Genomic DNA, 17065 nt, shown 5'->3' on the forward strand with positions numbered 1-17065 from the left:
ACATGACAGTGATAGCGGGACGTCATCTGGTGGCGGTGACCGCGTGCGTCAGTGGCGTCGCACATACCTATATGGCTGCCGAACGGCTGGAAAAGCTCTGCCAGCAGGAGAAGTGGAGCGTTAACATCGAGACGCAGGGAGCGCTGGGCGTTGAGAGCGAGCTTACGGAAGAGGACATCCGGCGTGCCGATGTCGTATTGCTCATTACTGATATCGAACTGGCGGGCAGTGAACGTTTCGAGCATACGCGCTACGTGAAGTGCGGTATTAACGCCTTTTTACGTGATCCCCAAAAGGTGATGGGAGCGGTGCGTAAAATGCTATCCGCTCCGCAGCATACTCAGGTCATTCTGGACTAGCTGCCTTTCCGGTGAGCTGGCTGTGATACTGGCGGCGGTATTCTGACGGCGAACGCTCCGTGTTCTTGCGAAATAACCGGCAGAAATAGTTGCTGTCGACAAATCCGCAGGCATGCGCCACCTCTTTCACTTTTAAATCATACCCTTTCAACAGCTGGCGCGCGTGTTCAAGCCGTGTATGCGTCAGGTATTCATTGAAACCCACTGCGCCCGTTTTCTGGAACAGATGCGACAGGTAGTTTGGGGAGATATAAAACGCCTGCGCGACGGATTCCCGGGTAAGCGGAGTGGCGAAGTGTTCGTCAATATAGACCCGAATCGCTTCAAACAGAGCCTGACTGCGGGAGGCGGTTTGGATCTGACTCCCCAGCAGGTCGACGCAGTGGCTAAGCAGGCTGGCGATAATCAGCCGCGCGGTTTGCTGCTCGTGCGGTTGCATCTGCATTTCATGGAGCGTCTGTAAGAGAAGCGAGCCAATGCGCGGACCGCGGCGGGCAACGTGCTGCTTCGCCAGGTTACGAACGTCTACACCGTCCCAGTGCAGGAGGCTAAACCCAAGCTGCTGTTTGCCAAACAGGATGCTCAGCGTTGTTGCGGGGGCTTGCCATTGTGGATTATTCCAGCCGCCAGCCGGGACGTATAAAACATCACCCTGCTGTAAAATGCAGGCAGCAAGGTCTTTCATCGAACCTTCGATCACAATCTCCAGACGCGGAAAATCGACCTGCAAGGCAAGTTCGGGGGCGGAGATCGCTGGGTTTGCAAAATGCACCTGACGCAGCGGCGTTGTGCTGTTGATCAGGTCCGTCAGGATGCGGGTAATGTCGTGGTGCATGGTGGATACCAGGGTATTGCCGGGTGGCGCTAACGCTTACCCGGCCTACTTAACGTAGGCCCGTGCAAGCGCAGCGCCGCCGGGCATAAAGCATTAGCCGGTGTTACGCATACCCGCCGCAACGCCCGCAATCGTCACCATCAGCGCCTGTTCAACGCGCGGATCCGGTTCTTTCCCTTCTTCTTCCGCCAGACGCGAACGGTGCAGCAGCTCTGCCTGCAGGACGTTCAGCGGGTCGGTGTAAATGTTACGCAGCTGAATAGACTCGGCAATCCACGGCAGGTCCGCCATCAGATGTGAGTCGTTGGCGATGTCCAGCACCACTTTGATGTCGCCTTCCAGCAGTTCGCGCAGCTCTTTACCCAGCGCCCACAGTTCAGGTTTCACCAGACGCTGGTCGTAGTATTCCGCCAGCCACAGGTCAGCTTTCGAGAAGACCATCTCCAGCATTCCCAGACGGGTAGAGAAGAATGGCCAGTCGCGGCACATGGTTTCCAGCTCGTTCTGTTTGCCGTCTTCCACCACTTTTTGCAGCGCAGCACCGGCACCCAGCCAGGCGGGCAGCATCAGGCGGTTCTGCGTCCAGGCAAAGATCCACGGGATCGCGCGCAGAGACTCTACGCCACCGGTTGGGCGACGCTTCGCAGGACGTGAGCCCAGCGGCAGTTTACCCAGCTCCTGCTCAGGGGTGGCTGAGCGGAAGTAAGGGACGAAATCTTTGTTTTCACGCACGTAGCCGCGGTACAGATCGCAGGAGATAGCCGACAGCTCGTCCATGATATGGCACCAGGAGGCTTTCGGCTCCGGCGGTGGCAGCAGGTTGGCTTCCAGGATCGCGCTGGTATAGAGCGACAGGCTGCTGATAGTCACTTCCGGCAGGCCGTATTTGAAGCGGATCATCTCGCCCTGCTCGGTGACGCGCAGGCCGCCTTTCAGGCTTCCCGGCGGCTGTGACAGCAGCGCCGCGTGCGCCGGTGCGCCGCCACGGCCAATTGAGCCACCGCGTCCGTGGAAAAGGGTCAGTTCAATACCGGCTTTCTCGCAGGTTTTGATCAGTGCGTCCTGCGCCTGATACTGCGCCCAGGATGCCGCCATCACGCCCGCGTCTTTCGCGGAGTCGGAATAGCCGATCATCACCATCTGCTTGCCCTGAATAAAGCCGCGGTACCAGTCGATGTTCAACAGCTGGCTCATGACGTCGTTGGCATTGTTCAGGTCGTCGAGGGTCTCAAACAGCGGGGCGACCGGCAGGGCGTAGTCGATTCCCGCTTCTTTCAGCAGAAGGTGAACGCCAAGCACGTCGGACGGGGTCTTCGCCATGGAGATCACATAGGCGGCCACCGATCCTTTCGGCGCATCAACGATCGCTTTACAGGTGTTGAGCACTTCGCGGGTTTCGTTGCTTGGCTCCCAGTTGCGAGGCAGCAGAGGGCGCTTCGAGTTCAGCTCGCGGATCAGGAACGCCTGCTTGTCAGCTTCGGACCAGCTTTCATAATCGCCGATGCCGAGATAGCGGGTCAGCTCGCCCAGGGCTTCGGTATGACGGGTACTTTCCTGACGTACGTCGATACGCACCAGCGGCACGCCGAAACACTTCACGCGACGCAGGGTGTCGAGCAGTTCGCCGTTAGCGATGATACCCATCCCGCAGGCCTGCAGTGATTTATAACAGGCGTAAAGCGGCTCCCAGAGCTGTTCGTTCTGGCTGAGCAGGCCTTCTGGTTTTGGCAGGCGCTGGCCTTTCAGGCGCGCTTCCAGCCAGGCCTGAGTGGCCATCAGCTGACCACGCAGCTTTTTCATCAGGAAACGGTACGGCTCGCTGGCGCCTTCTTCGCCGGCGAGCGCGCGCAGTTCCGGCGTTGCTTCAACCATCGACAGCTCGGAGATCAATACCTGAATATCTTTCAGGAACAGATCGGTCGCTTTCCAGCGGCTCAGCAGCAGGACGTGGCGGGTGATTTCCGCGGTCACGTTCGGGTTGCCGTCGCGGTCACCGCCCATCCAGGAGGTGAAGCGCACCGGCACGAAATCGACCGGCAGGCGGTAGCCGAGGTTCTCTTCCAGCTGTTCGTTCAGCTCGCGCAGGTAGTTAGGCACCCCTTCCCACAGGCTGTTTTCCACCACCGCAAAGCCCCATTTGGCTTCGTCGACCGGGCTTGGGCGATGCTTACGAATTTCATCGGTGTGCCAGGACTGGGCAATCAGCTGGCGCAGACGGCGCATCAGCTGGTTGCGTTCGTAGTCGGCAATGTCTTTGTTATCCAGCTGCTTGAGGCAGTTGTTCACTTCCACCATTTTGTGGATCAGGGTGCGACGGGTAATTTCGGTTGGGTGTGCGGTCAGCACCAACTCCAGCGAAAGCGACTCCACCGCTTTTTTGATGGTGGCTTCGTTGAGGTCTGGCTGGTCTTTCAGTTTACGAAGGGTGCGGGCAATGACTTCCGGGTTGCTGGCCGCTTCGCCGTTTGGCGAAATGCTGTGGTATTGCTCAGCGGTGTTGGCCAGGTTCAGGAACTGGCTGAATGCGCGTGCAACGGGCAGCAGCTCATCGTTAGAGAGGTTCTGCAAGGTGGTGAGCAGCTCCTGACGACTGGCCTCGTTACCGGCGCGGGAAGATTTAGACAGCTTGCGGATGGTTTCAACGCGGTCGAGGATGTTCTCCCCCAACGCATCTTTGATGGTATCTCCAAGCACTTTGCCGAGCATACTGACATTACTACGCAACGCGGAATATTGTTCGTTCATAAAAACCCAGTCACCCCATCATTTTTGTTTATGCCCAGGCGAAAATCTTCTGGACATTATTTTGTCATCTCCCTTTATAAAGCCACGTAAAACCCCCGTCGTCAATTGCTGCGAAAACGGTTCAGCAAACGAATAAATGCGGGCAATTTACGAAATTTAATTCGCATTGCGTCAGATAAGAGATGCTTATGGGAATGTGACGGAGATCATGCGATTTGTTGCCCTCACCCTAACCCTCTCCCACAGGGAGAGGGGACTCTTCGGTGCGGTTTTAATGCCAGCAGAAGTGATGCACAACCTGGGTAATCAGTTCGCGGGTGGGTTTGATAAAGCGGGTTTCCAGATATTCATCCGGCTGGTGCGCCTGGTTGATGGAGCCAGGGCCAAGGACCAGGGTAGGGCAAAGCGTCTGAATAAACGGCGCTTCGGTGCAGTAGTTCACCACGTCGGTTTTCTCACCGAGCAGTTTTTCCACAACTTCAACCAACTGATGGTCCGGCGGGCATTCATAACCCGGGATCGGCGGATGCAGTTCGGAGACCGTCAGGCGGCCCGGCCAGCGTTCGCTCACCGGTGCCAGCGCTTCATTCAGCAGGCCGTCGAGATCGCTCAGGGTCATGCCCGGCAGCGGGCGGATATCCATATGCAGTTCGCAGCAGGCACAGATACGGTTGGAGGCATCACCCCCGTGCAGGCTGCCGAGGTTCAGGGTCGGATACGGCACGGTGAACGCCTCGTAGTGATAGCGTTCTTTCAGATCGTCGCGCAGGGTCATGATGCGGCCGATGGCGTCATGCATCAGCTCGATGGCGTTCACGCCGCGCGCCGGATCGCTGGAGTGGCCGGACTGGCCCAGCACGCGCACGGCGGTAGAAATATGGCCTTTGTGCGCGCGGATCGGTTGCAGCGACGTTGGCTCACCGATAATGGCGCAATCCGGGCGAATCGAGGTGTTTTCAGAGAAGTAGCGCGCGCCCGCCATGCTGGTCTCTTCATCAGCGGTCGCCAGAATGTAGAGCGGTTTTTTCAGCTTCGTCACGTCCACATCACGCAGCGCGTCGAGGATAAAGGCGAAGAAGCCTTTCATGTCGGCGGTGCCCAGACCGTAGAGCTTGTTGTCGTGCTCGGTCAGGGTGAACGGATCGCGCGTCCAGCGGCCATCATCAAACGGCACGGTGTCGGTATGACCGGCCAGCAGCAGGCCGCCCGCACCGGTTCCGGTGCTGGCGAGCAGGTTAAATTTGTGGCGAGTGCCGGGGACGGGCTGAACCTCAACGTTAAACCCAAGATCGCTAAACCAACCCGCCAGCAGATTGATTAAAGACTCATTGCTCTGATCCAGCGCTTCTTCCGTTGCGCTGATAGACGGTGTGGCAATCAGGGCGCGGTAGATCTCGATAAATGGCGGTAAGTTCATTTTCATTGTTGACACACCTTAGGTCGTGATAGTATCAATATTCATGCAATAAATGTGAATAAAAATACATTAACGTTGAGCATAAAGGAACCCGATGTTGAATACGCTGATTGTAGGCGCTAGCGGTTATGCGGGCGCAGAGCTTGTAAGCTACGTGAATCGCCATCCACATATGACCATAACCGCTTTGACCGTGTCAGCGCAAAGCAATGATGCAGGAAAGTTAATTTCCGATTTGCATCCGCAGCTTAAGGGCCTGGTCGATCTGCCGCTACAGCCCATGTCTGACATCAGCGAGTTTACCGACGGCGTCGACGTGGTGTTTTTAGCCACCGCGCATGAGGTCAGCCACGACCTGGCGCCGCAGTTTCTGGCGGCCGGCTGCGTGGTCTTCGACCTCTCCGGCGCGTTCCGCGTTAACGACGGCGCGTTCTACGAAAAATATTACGGTTTCACCCATCAGCACCCTGATCTGCTTGAAAAAGCGGTGTACGGTCTGGCGGAGTGGAGCGCAGATAAACTGAAAGAAGCGGACCTGATTGCCGTTCCGGGCTGCTACCCGACGGCGGCGCAGCTTTCCCTGAAGCCGCTGATCGACGCGGGTCTGCTGGATCTGAACCAGTGGCCGGTGATCAACGCCACCAGCGGCGTGAGCGGTGCAGGACGCAAGGCGGCGATCTCCAACAGCTTCTGCGAAGTGAGCCTTCAGCCGTATGGCGTGTTTAATCACCGTCATCACCCTGAAATCACGACGCATCTGGGCGCGGACGTCATTTTCACCCCGCACCTGGGCAGCTTCCCGCGTGGGATCCTCGAAACCATCACCTGCCGCCTGAAACCGGGCGTGACCAAAGAGCAGGTGAGCGAGGTCTTCACGCAGGCGTATGCGGATAAACCGCTGGTGCGCCTGTACGACAAAGGCGTGCCGGCGCTGAAAAACGTGGTCGGTCTGCCGTTCTGCGATATCGGCTTTGCCGTTCAGGGTGAGCATCTCATCGTGGTGGCCGCAGAAGATAACTTACTGAAAGGCGCTGCCGCACAGGCAATGCAGTGTGCAAATATTCGTTTCGGTTTCCCGGAAACGCAGGCTCTTATTTAAGGTGTGATGATGAACCCATTAATTATCAAACTCGGTGGTGTACTGCTGGACAGCGAAGAAGCGCTGGAGCGTCTGTTTACCGCGCTGGTGAACTATCGCGAATCACATCAACGTCCGCTGGTGATTGTGCACGGCGGTGGCTGCGTGGTGGATGAGCTGATGAAAGGGCTCAACCTGCCGGTGAAAAAGAAGAACGGCCTGCGCGTGACGCCTGCTGACCAGATTGACATCATTACCGGCGCGCTGGCGGGTACGGCGAACAAAACGCTGCTGGCGTGGGCGAAGAAACACCATATCGCGTCCGTGGGCCTCTATCTGGGCGATGGCGACAGCGTAAAAGTGACCCAGCTCGACGAAGAGCTCGGCCACGTTGGACTGGCGCAGCCAGGTTCGCCTAAGCTGATTAACACGCTGCTGGAAGGCGGTTTCCTGCCGGTGGTGAGCTCCATCGGCGTGACCGAAGAGGGCGAGCTGATGAACGTTAACGCTGACCAGGCGGCGACCGCGCTGGCGGCAACGCTGGGTGCGGACCTGATCCTGCTCTCCGACGTGAGCGGCATTCTGGACGGCAAAGGCCAGCGCATTGCGGAAATGACGGCTGAGAAAGCCGAGCAGCTGATTGCGCAGGGCATTATTACCGACGGCATGATCGTCAAAGTGAACGCCGCGCTGGATGCGGCACGCACGCTGGGCCGCCCGGTGGATATCGCCTCCTGGCGCCACGCGGAGCAGCTCCCGGCGCTGTTTAACGGCACGCCGATTGGCACGCGTATTTTAGCGTAATCGATTTAATGTTTTGTAGGCCCGGTAAGCGCAGCGCCACCGGGCAATGAAATTCAAAGATATTAAGGAAGCATGTTATGGCACTTTGGGGTGGGCGTTTTACACAGGCAGCGGATCAGCGGTTCAAACAGTTCAACGACTCTTTGCGCTTCGACTACCGCCTGGCCGAACAGGATATTGTCGGCTCTGTGGCCTGGTCCAAAGCGCTGGTAACGGTAGGCGTACTGACCGCAGACGAACAATTACAGCTGGAAGAAGCGCTGAACAATCTGCTGGAAGAGGTGCGTCTGGATCCGCAGCAAATCCTGCAGAGCGATGCCGAAGATATTCACAGCTGGGTGGAAGGCAAACTGATCGACAAGGTCGGCCAGCTGGGTAAAAAGCTGCATACCGGCCGCAGCCGTAACGACCAGGTCGCCACCGACCTGAAGCTGTGGTGTAAAGATACCGTCGGCGAACTGCTGGCGGCCAACCGTCAGCTGCAGAGCGCGCTGGTGGAAACCGCGCAGAACAACCAGGACGCGGTGATGCCGGGTTATACCCACCTGCAGCGCGCCCAGCCGGTGACCTTTGCGCACTGGTGTCTGGCCTACGTTGAGATGCTGGCGCGTGACGAAAGCCGTCTGCAGGATACCCTGAAACGTCTGGACGTCAGCCCGCTGGGCAGCGGCGCGCTGGCGGGTACGGCGTATGAAATCGACCGTGAACAGCTGGCAGGCTGGCTGGGCTTTGCCTCCGCCACCCGTAACAGCCTGGACAGCGTGTCCGACCGCGACCACGTGCTGGAGCTGCTCTCCAATGCGTCTATCGGGATGGTTCACCTCTCGCGCTTTGCCGAAGACCTGATCTTCTTTAACTCCGGCGAAGCGGGCTTCGTCGAGCTGTCCGACCGCGTGACCTCAGGTTCATCCCTGATGCCGCAGAAGAAAAACCCGGACGCGCTCGAGCTGATCCGCGGCAAATGTGGCCGCGTGCAGGGTGCGCTGACCGGCATGATGATGACCCTGAAAGGGCTGCCGCTGGCGTACAACAAAGACATGCAGGAAGACAAAGAGGGGCTGTTCGACGCGCTCGACACCTGGCTGGACTGTCTGCACATGGGCGCGCTGGTGCTGGACGGCATTCAGGTGAAACGTCCGCGCTGCCAGGAAGCGGCGCAGCAGGGCTATGCGAACTCTACCGAACTGGCGGATTATCTGGTGGCGAAGGGCGTACCGTTCCGTGAAGCGCACCATATTGTCGGTGAAGCGGTTGTGGAAGCCATTCGTCAGGGTAAACCGCTGGAGGATCTGGCGCTGGCCGATCTGCAGAAGTTCAGCGCGGTTATCGGGGATGATGTGTATCCGATTCTGGCGCTGCAGTCTTGTCTGGACAAGCGTGCCGCGAAAGGCGGCGTGTCGCCGAAGCAGGTGGCGCAGGCGATTGCGGATGCGAAAAACCGGCTGGTTTGAACCGTGCGGGCTGGTGCCCTCACCCCGGCCCTCTCCCACAGGGAGAGGGAGAAAAACGGAGCCTGGCTTAGCGCTGGGCTTTTTTTTTACGCAAAAAAAAAGCGGACCACGGGGTCCGCAAAAGTTCACGTTGGCTTTAGTTGTTCGAGTTTTTAGAGAAACTCGCTGACGGTGCGGGGACGTCAAGGGTCAAACACGTGCCGCCTCGTCTATGTGGTGTATTATTCAACAGAATGCTTGATAGGGATAATCGTTCGTTGCTATGCTATCTATCGCCATGAACTATCGTGGCGACGGAGGATGAATAATGAATATTCGTGATCTTGAATACCTGGTAGCGTTAGCCGAGCATCGTCACTTTCGCCGCGCGGCAGATTCCTGTCACGTCAGCCAGCCCACGCTGAGTGGCCAGATCCGTAAGCTGGAAGACGAGCTGGGCGTGATGCTGCTTGAGCGCACCAGTCGTAAGGTTCTGTTCACACAGGCAGGTCTTCTGCTGGTGGATCAGGCGCGCACCGTGCTGCGCGAGGTCAAAGTGCTCAAGGAAATGGCAAGCCAGCAGGGGGAGGCGATGTCCGGCCCGCTGCATATTGGCCTGATCCCAACCGTTGGCCCGTACCTGTTGCCGCACATCATTCCGATGCTGCACCAGACGTTTCCGAAACTCGAAATGTACCTGCACGAAGCGCAAACCCATCAGCTGCTGGCACAGCTGGACAGCGGCAAGCTCGACTGCGCCATTCTGGCACTGGTAAAAGAGAGTGAGGCCTTTATTGAAGTGCCGCTGTTCGATGAGCCGATGATGCTGGCGATCTATGAAGATCACCCGTGGGCGAACCGCGATCGCGTGCCGATGGCCGATCTGGCGGGTGAAAAGCTGCTGATGCTGGAAGATGGCCACTGCCTGCGCGACCAGGCGATGGGCTTCTGCTTCGAAGCGGGTGCGGATGAGGATACCCATTTCCGCGCAACCAGCCTGGAAACGCTGCGTAACATGGTCGCGGCGGGAAGCGGTATAACGCTGCTGCCTGCGCTGGCCGTGCCGCGCGAGCGTAAGCGTGATGGCGTGGTCTATTTGCCGTGCATCAAGCCGGAGCCGCGTCGCACTATCGGCCTGGTATATCGTCCGGGTTCACCGCTGCGCAGCCGCTATGAGCAGCTGGCAGAGGCCATCCGTGGTTCGATGGATGGCCATTTCGACAGCGCGTTAAAACAGGCGGTTCAGGCCGTTTAGTGCCGCGACCCGATAGGCTTCCGCCATGGTCGGGTAGTTAAAGGTGGTGTTAACGAAGTACTCAATGGTGTTACCACCACCTTTCTGCTCCATGATGGCCTGGCCGATATGAATGATTTCCGCGGCGCGTTCACCAAAGCAGTGAATCCCGAGGATCTCTTTCGTCTCGCGGTGGAACAGGATCTTCAGCGTACCCACGCTCATCCCCACGATTTGCGCCCGCGCCAGATGTTTAAACTGCGCACGACCCACCTCGTAAGGCACCTTCATTGACGTCAGCTGCTGCTCGGTTTTCCCTACGGAACTGATTTCCGGGATGGTGTAGATGCCCGTCGGGATATCTTCAATCAGATGCGCCGTCGCTTCGCCTTTCACCAGCGCCTGAGCCGCAATGCGTCCCTGGTCGTAAGCGGCTGAGGCCAGGCTTGGATAGCCAATCACGTCGCCGACCGCGTAAACGTGCGGCAGGGCGGTCTGATACATGCTGTTGACCTTCAGCTGACCGCGGCTGTCGGTTTCAAGCCCGATATTTTCCAGCTGCAGGGAATCGGTATTGCCGGTACGGCCGTTGGCGTACAGCAGGCAGTCCGCTTTCAGCTTCTTGCCGGACTTCAGGTGCATGATCACCCCGTCGTCACAGCCTTCGATCTTCTCGTACTCTTCGTTGTGTCGAATGACCACGCCGCTGTTCCAGAAGTGGTAGGAGAGCGAATCTGACATCTCCTGATCGAGGAACGCCAGCAGGCGGTCGCGGGTGTTGATCAGGTCAACTTTGACGTCCATTCCGCGGAAGATCGACGCATATTCGCAGCCGATGACCCCTGCGCCATAGATAATGACGTGGCGGGGTTCATGGTGCAGGCTCAGAATCGAATCGCTGTCGTAGACGCGCGGGTGCGAGAAGTCCACGTCGGCCGGATGGTAAGGACGTGAGCCGCAGGCAATTACAAATTTTTCAGCCGTGATGGTTTCAACCGACCCGTCGTGGCATTCGAGTGCCAGAGTGTGTTCATCCACAAAATGCGCGTTGCCCTGCAAAATTTCGCAGTGGTTACGCTCATAAAACCCCTGACGCATACGCGTCTGCTGGTTAATGACGGTATCCGCGTGATTCAGGATGTCGGCAAAAGATGAACGAAGAAGTCGGGAATGGTCGCTGTAAAGAGGGTTCTGGTTAAATTCGATAATGCGGCTAACGGCGTGGCGGAGGGCTTTCGAAGGGATGGTGCCCCAGTGGGTGCAACCGCCGCCGACATTATGGTAGCGCTCGATGACCGCTACTCTGGCTCCCTGTTTCACCAGACCCATAGCAGCGCCTTCGCCGCCGGGGCCGGAACCAATAACTATTGCGTCGTAATCGTAGGAATGTGGCATGGCAAGGCTTACCTGTTCTTATACATAAAAGCAACAGAATCATAACATCATTGCCAGAGTAACCCAATTATCGTTGTGCTTTTTTCCGGCAGTGGAGCACAAACCGCACGTAAACAATCATTCACAAAGCCAGGCAAACAGATTAATTTTATTCTCTGGTATAGTGCCATCAGGCCTTTGGAAGGATTCAACTATCGTGATGGGCGTAAGAGCACAACAAAAAGAGAAAACCCGGCGTTCGCTGGTGGAAGCCGCATTCAGTCAACTGAGTGCCGAGCGGAGTTTTGCCAGTTTGAGCCTGCGCGAAGTCGCACGCGAGGCCGGGATTGCGCCAACGTCCTTCTATCGTCACTTCCGTGATGTGGATGAACTGGGCCTGACCATGGTCGACGAGAGCGGCCTGATGCTGCGTCAGCTGATGCGCCAGGCGCGTCAGCGTATCGCCAAAGGGGGCAGCGTGATCCGCACCTCCGTATCGACCTTTATGGAATTTATCGGCAACAATCCCAACGCGTTTCGTCTGCTTCTGCGCGAGCGTTCGGGCACATCGGCAGCGTTTCGTGCCGCCGTCGCGCGCGAAATTCAGCACTTCATCGCGGAACTTGCCGACTATCTTGAACTCGAAAACCATATGCCGCGTGCGTTTACTGAAGCACAGGCCGAGGCGATGGTGACGATTGTATTCAGCGCGGGTGCCGAAGCGCTGGATGTCAGCATTGAACAACGCAAGCAGCTCGAAGAGCGACTGGTATTACAGCTCAGGATGATCTCCAAAGGCGCGTACTACTGGTATCGCCGTGAACAAGAGAAACTGGCACATCAAACCGAAGAGTGAAGGTGAGTAATGAAACAGTCAGGTCAGGATAAAGGGACGCTGTTGCTGGCATTGATCGCTGGCTTATCCATTAATGGTACGTTTGCCGCTATTTTTAGCTCAATCGTGCCGTTTTCGATTTTCCCGCTTATTGCGCTGGTGCTGACGGTGTACTGCCTGCATCAACGTTACCTGAACCGCACCATGCCGGTGGGGTTACCGGGGCTGGCCGCCGCCTGCTTTATTCTGGGCGTATTGCTGTACAGCACCGTGGTTCGCGCGGAATATCCGGATATCGGCTCTAACTTCTTCCCTGCGGTACTGTCTGTGGCGCTGGTGTTCTGGATTGGCTCGCGCATGCGTAGCCGTAAGAGCCAGTTACCAGAGTAAAGGGTTTTGTCATTGTAGGCCGGATAAGCGAAGCGTCATCCGGCTTTTTTGGCAGGTGGCACTTCGCTTACCTGCCCTACAAGGCCACATTACTTCGCCGTGAGGAGTACACCGCACTCCATATGGTGCGTATACGGGAACTGATCGAACAGCGCCAGACGTTCAATACTGTGCGTCTGGCCTAATGTTTCGAGATTCTTGCACAACGTCTCTGGGTTACAGGAGATGTACAAAATACGCGGGTACGCCTGCACCATCTTCTCTGTTTCGCTGTCCAGGCCACTGCGCGGCGGGTCGACAAAAATCGTCTCACACTGGTAGCTCTTCAGATCGATCCCTTCCAGGCGGTTAAACTGGCGAACGCCGTTCATGGCCTGGGTAAACTCTTCAGCGGCCATGCGAATGATCTGCACGTTGTCGATATGGTTAGCGGCAATGTTGTACTGCGCGGCGGCCACCGACGGCTTGGCGATTTCCGTTGCCAGCACGCGATCGAAGTTACGCGCCAGCGCCAGCGAGAAGTTGCCGTTACCGCAGTAGAGCTCAAGCAGATCGCCCGTTGACCCTTCCGTCGCCTTCAGCGCCCACTCCAGCATCTGCACGTTCATCGCGGCGTTCGGCTGGGTGAAGCTGTTCTCGACCTGACGGTAAACCATCTCTCTACCCGCTACCGGCAGGCGCTCGTCGATGTAGTCCTGATCCAGCATGATTTTGGTTTTGGTCGCGCGGCCAATCAGGTGAACGTTGATGTTCTGCGCGCGCAGCGCATCGCGCAGCGCTTCTGCCTGCTCGCGCCACTCGTCGTTCAGGGCTTTGTGGTACAGCAGGGAGACAATCGCCTGATTGCTTTGCGTGGTCAGGTAGTCAATCTGGAAAAGCTTGTTACGCAGTACCGGATTGTTACGCACACCGTCCATTATCAGCGTCATTAACTGGTTAATGAGCTCGCTCGCCGCCGGAAAGCTGTCCACGCGGATACGGGATTTTGTCTGCTGATCGAAAATGATGTGGTACAGGTCGTCACCGTCGTGCCAGATGCGGAACTCGGCACGCATGCGGTAGTGGCTGACAGGAGAGCGGAACACCTCGGGAACGGGCGCGTTGAAAGGCGTCATCATACTTTGCAGGCGGACAACTTTCTCTGCCAGCTGCGCGTCGTACTGTTCTGTCGGGAGGTGTTCTGGGGTCATGATGCGTCCTGAGTGATAAAGAATTACGCGGCGATTGTAGGCATTGTTCAGGGGATGTCCAGATTTAATGGCCAATAGCTGTCTGGACATCCATACGTGTCTAATTGTAGCATTCTGTTTCCGGTCTCCTGAGAGTGAAAAGGGAATCCAGTGTAAATCTGGAGCTGACGCGCAGCGGTAAAGACTGGCGGGATGAGCGTTGTAGACACTGTGTAAATGGGAAGTCTTCATCCTTATATAGCCACCTAGCCCGAAGACCTGCCGGGATCACGTCGCATTTGGTTTCATCATCGCGTGCTATCGATGAGGCCTGCGGCATCCTTCTTATATTGTGGATGCTTTAACAATGATTAAAAAAGTATCGCTGTTGACGGCGTTGTCCGTCACGGCATTTTCGGGCTGGGCGCAGGACAGCGCCGACTCGTTGGTGGTGACGGCAAATCGTTTTGAACAACCGGCAAAAACTGTTCTGGCACCGACGTCCGTCGTGACGCGTGAAGACATTGAGCGCTGGCAGGCAAAGAGCGTGGTGGAAATCATGTCACGTCTGCCTGGCGTGGATATCGCGCAAAGCGGTGGAATGGGCTCGAACTCTTCGACTTTTATTCGCGGAACGGAATCTCGCCATGTGCTGGTGCTGGTTGACGGTATTCCTTTGAATAACGCCGGGATCAGCAACGTTCCCGATCTGAGCCAAATCCCGACCTCGCTGATTCAGCGTATTGAGTACATCCGTGGTCCGCGTTCAGCCCTGTATGGCTCCGACGCGATTGGTGGCGTGATTAACATCATTACCGGACGTGATAAGCCGGGTGCAGAAATCTCAGCGGGCGTTGGCTCTAAGGGATATCAGACCTATGATGGCGCTTTCCAGCAGGTGCTGGATAAAACCAAAATCACCATGGCGGGTAACTACACCTATACCCGGGGTTTTGACATCGCCGCAAAAGATGCGCCGCGCCAGCCTGACCGCGATGGCTTTATGAGTAAATCGCTGTACGGCTCCGTGGAACAGCAGATTACCGACAGCGTGAGCGGCTTCTTCCGTGGCTTTGGTTATGACAACCGCACCGCGTATGACGGTTACGATCACTACGACGCCAACTTTATGGTGGATGGACGACCTGATACTCGCCAGCTCTACAGCCAGAACTGGGATACCGGTCTGCGTTACAACCAGGGAATTTTCCAGTCACAGCTGGTGGCGGGTTACGGTCGCAGTAAAGATCAGAACTATGATCCGAAGAAAGGGCGTTACGCTGATTCCGCCACCATGGATGACGTGAAGCAGTACACCACCCAATGGCTCAACACCGTAGAAGTCGGTCACGGCAACATTGGCGCAGGTCTGGACTGGCAAAAGCAGAAGACCCAGGCTGGAACGGGCTATCTGGAGAAAGGTTACGAGCAACGCAATACCGGCGTGTTTGTTTCGGCGATGCAGCAGTTCAGCAGCGTGACGCTTGAAGCGGCGGCGCGTAATGACGATAACTCTAACTTCGGCAACCATGGCACGTGGCAAACCAGCGCAGCGTGGGAGTTTGTGGAGGGCTATCGCGTCATTGCCTCCTACGGTACCGCATTTAAAGCACCGACCATGAGCCAGATCCACAGTGCCTCTTACGGTAATCCGGACCTTAAACCAGAGGAGAGTAAGCAGTGGGAAGGGGGCTTTGAAGGCCTGACGGGACCGGTCAACTGGCGTATCACCGGTTATCGCAATGACATTGATAATCTTATTAGCAGCGATCCGCATACGTATCGTTACTACAACGTTGACGAAGCACGTATTAAAGGTGTGGAAGCGACGGCACAGTTCGATACTGGCCCGGTCAGACATCAGATTTCCTATGATTATGTCGACCCGCGTAATGCCAAAACCAACGAAGTACTGGCCCGTCGTTCTAAGCAGCAGGTTAAGTACCAGCTTGACTGGCAGGTATGGGATCTCGACTGGAACCTTGCCTACCGTTATCTGGGCACCCGCTATGATGTCGCGATTGATCCAGACACCTATTCGTCAGAACGCGTGAAAATGGGCGGTGTCAGTCTGTGGGATGTCGCAGTTTCGTATCCTGTCACCTCACATCTCACAGTTCGTGGTAAAATAGCCAATCTGTTCGATAAAGATTACGAGACAGTTTATGGCTACCAAACTGCAGGACGGGAATACACCTTGTCTGGCAGCTACACCTTCTAATCCGCGTCCCACCGTGCTGGTGTTTGATTCCGGCGTCGGTGGGCTTTCGGTCTATGATGAGATTCGGCATCTTCTGCCGGATCTCCATTACATCTACGCCTTCGATAACGTCGCTTTCCCGTACGGGGAAAAGAGCGAAGATTTTATTGTTGAGCGTGTCGTTGAAATCGTCACCGCGGTACAAAAGCGCTATCCCCTTGCGCTGGCCGTCATCGCCTGTAATACGGCGAGCACCGTTTCTCTTCCCGCCCTGCGTGAAAAATTCCAGTTCCCGGTTGTGGGCGTCGTTCCTGCAATAAAGCCTGCCGCGCGTCTGACTGCGAACGGCATTGTGGGTTTGCTGGCCACGCGAGGCACGGTAAAGCGTCCTTATACCCGCGAGCTGATCGACCGTTTTGCCAACGAATGCCAGATAGCGATGCTGGGTTCGGCTGAGCTGGTGGAGATGGCTGAAGCGAAGCTGCATGGCAAGGCGGTATCACTCGAGGAGCTGCGTCGTATTCTTCGTCCGTGGCTGCGAATGCCCGAACCTCCGGATACCGTTGTGCTGGGCTGTACCCACTTCCCGCTATTACAGGAAGAGCTATTGGAGGTGCTGCCGGAGGGGACGCGCCTGGTGGATTCCGGTGCGGCTATTGCCCGTCGTACGGCCTGGTTGCTGGAGCATGAAGCGCCGGATGCGAAATCTACCGATGCGAATATCGCGTTTTGTATGGCCATCACGAAAGAGACTGAGCAACTTTTACCCGTTTTACGCCGTTATGGCTTTGAAACGCTCGAAAAACTGGCGCTGTAGCACGGTTTTGAGCAAAAAAGAGACGGTTGAAAGTTTTTTTTAAAAGAGGGGTTGTCAACGTCTGAGAACTCCCTATAATGCGCCTCCACTGACACGGAACAACGGCTTACAGGCCGCCGAGTTAGCGGGGTTCAGAGATGAACGCCAGCAGAGAAAAGCGAAAATAATCACTTGACTCTGAATGAGGAAAACGTAATATACGGGACCTCGCAACGGTGAGCTTAACGCCGCGTTGCAACTGCTCTTTAACAATTTATCAGACAATCTGTGTGGGCACTCAAAGTGACATGGATTCTTAATGTCTTCGGACAATAAATGAATACCAAGTCTCTGAGTGAACATACGTAATTCATTACGAAGTTTAATTCACGAGCATCA

General features: G+C 56.5%; 14 protein-coding genes and 1 riboswitch. Of the genes, 9 read left to right on the forward strand and 5 right to left on the reverse strand.

Features of this window, described 5'->3' with window-relative positions; all coding sequences use genetic code 11:
• Positions 1-2: 2 nt before the first annotated feature.
• Entirely contained in the window at positions 3-359 is a 357-nt protein-coding gene (locus AC0TOY_RS03830; protein ID WP_024909177.1) for a PTS fructose-like transporter subunit IIB, read from the forward strand.
• On the opposite strand, the gene AC0TOY_RS03835 is transcribed toward AC0TOY_RS03830, so the two are convergent.
• The 3 genes from AC0TOY_RS03835 to argE all read right to left on the reverse strand — a co-directional run bounded on the left by AC0TOY_RS03835 (position 346) and on the right by argE (position 5362).
• Positions 346-1194, reverse strand: a complete 849-nt coding sequence (locus AC0TOY_RS03835) for a helix-turn-helix transcriptional regulator (protein WP_267217756.1) — start codon at positions 1192-1194, stop codon at positions 346-348. The genes AC0TOY_RS03830 and AC0TOY_RS03835 overlap by 14 nt on opposite strands.
• Positions 1195-1287: 93 nt before the next feature.
• Positions 1288-3939 carry a phosphoenolpyruvate carboxylase gene (gene ppc, locus AC0TOY_RS03840; protein ID WP_024909175.1) on the reverse strand — a complete coding sequence of 884 codons (2652 nt, stop codon included), beginning with the start codon at positions 3937-3939 and terminating at the stop codon, positions 1288-1290.
• A 271-nt stretch (positions 3940-4210) separates the two neighbouring features.
• Entirely contained in the window at positions 4211-5362 is a 1152-nt protein-coding gene (argE, locus tag AC0TOY_RS03845) for an acetylornithine deacetylase (RefSeq protein WP_008501790.1), read from the reverse strand.
• Positions 5363-5450: 88 nt separating this feature from the next.
• On the opposite strand from argE, the gene argC reads away from it, so the two are divergent.
• From argC to oxyR, 4 genes are all read left to right on the forward strand, one after another.
• Positions 5451-6455, forward strand: coding sequence for an N-acetyl-gamma-glutamyl-phosphate reductase (gene argC, locus AC0TOY_RS03850; protein ID WP_024909174.1), 1005 nt, complete (start codon positions 5451-5453; stop codon positions 6453-6455).
• Positions 6456-6461: 6 nt separating this feature from the next.
• On the forward strand, positions 6462-7238 hold the full coding sequence (gene argB / locus AC0TOY_RS03855) for an acetylglutamate kinase (protein WP_090420882.1): 777 nt from the start codon (positions 6462-6464) through the stop codon (positions 7236-7238).
• Positions 7239-7315: 77 nt separating this feature from the next.
• Complete coding sequence (argH, locus tag AC0TOY_RS03860) at positions 7316-8689, forward strand: argininosuccinate lyase (protein ID WP_048989422.1); 1374 nt, start codon at positions 7316-7318, stop codon at positions 8687-8689.
• A 307-nt stretch (positions 8690-8996) separates the two neighbouring features.
• Positions 8997-9923 (forward strand): DNA-binding transcriptional regulator OxyR, encoded by a 927-nt coding sequence (gene oxyR, locus AC0TOY_RS03865; protein ID WP_023333839.1) that lies wholly within the window; start codon positions 8997-8999, stop codon positions 9921-9923.
• Here the strand turns inward: oxyR and sthA are convergent.
• Entirely contained in the window at positions 9897-11297 is a 1401-nt protein-coding gene (sthA, locus tag AC0TOY_RS03870; RefSeq protein WP_008501785.1) for a Si-specific NAD(P)(+) transhydrogenase, read from the reverse strand. The genes oxyR and sthA overlap by 27 nt on opposite strands.
• 196 nt (positions 11298-11493) lie before the next feature.
• Between sthA and fabR the strand changes: the two genes are divergently transcribed.
• Both fabR and AC0TOY_RS03880 read left to right on the forward strand, forming a co-directional pair.
• The gene (gene fabR, locus AC0TOY_RS03875; RefSeq protein WP_008501784.1) at positions 11494-12132 is read left to right on the forward strand and encodes an HTH-type transcriptional repressor FabR; all 639 of its coding nucleotides are present in this window, start codon (positions 11494-11496) and stop codon (positions 12130-12132) included.
• Positions 12133-12141: 9 nt separating this feature from the next.
• Positions 12142-12501 (forward strand): YijD family membrane protein, encoded by a 360-nt coding sequence (locus AC0TOY_RS03880; RefSeq protein WP_008501783.1) that lies wholly within the window; start codon positions 12142-12144, stop codon positions 12499-12501.
• 89 nt (positions 12502-12590) lie between these two features.
• Here AC0TOY_RS03880 and trmA read toward each other — a convergent pair whose 3' ends face one another.
• Positions 12591-13691, reverse strand: coding sequence for a tRNA (uridine(54)-C5)-methyltransferase TrmA (trmA, locus tag AC0TOY_RS03885; protein ID WP_473701775.1), 1101 nt, complete (start codon positions 13689-13691; stop codon positions 12591-12593).
• Positions 13692-13795: 104 nt separating this feature from the next.
• A riboswitch (cobalamin riboswitch) is annotated at positions 13796-13971 on the forward strand.
• Between the two features lie 66 nt (positions 13972-14037).
• On the opposite strand from trmA, the gene btuB reads away from it, so the two are divergent.
• The gene (gene btuB, locus AC0TOY_RS03890; protein WP_061716301.1) at positions 14038-15891 is read left to right on the forward strand and encodes a TonB-dependent vitamin B12 receptor BtuB; all 1854 of its coding nucleotides are present in this window, start codon (positions 14038-14040) and stop codon (positions 15889-15891) included.
• Positions 15836-16687 carry a glutamate racemase gene (murI, locus tag AC0TOY_RS03895; RefSeq protein ID WP_048989427.1) on the forward strand — a complete coding sequence of 284 codons (852 nt, stop codon included), beginning with the start codon at positions 15836-15838 and terminating at the stop codon, positions 16685-16687. The genes btuB and murI overlap by 56 nt, the downstream gene beginning before the upstream one ends.
• Positions 16688-17065 lie beyond the last annotated feature (378 nt).

This window comes from Enterobacter sp. PL_is379 (assembly GCF_055817355.1).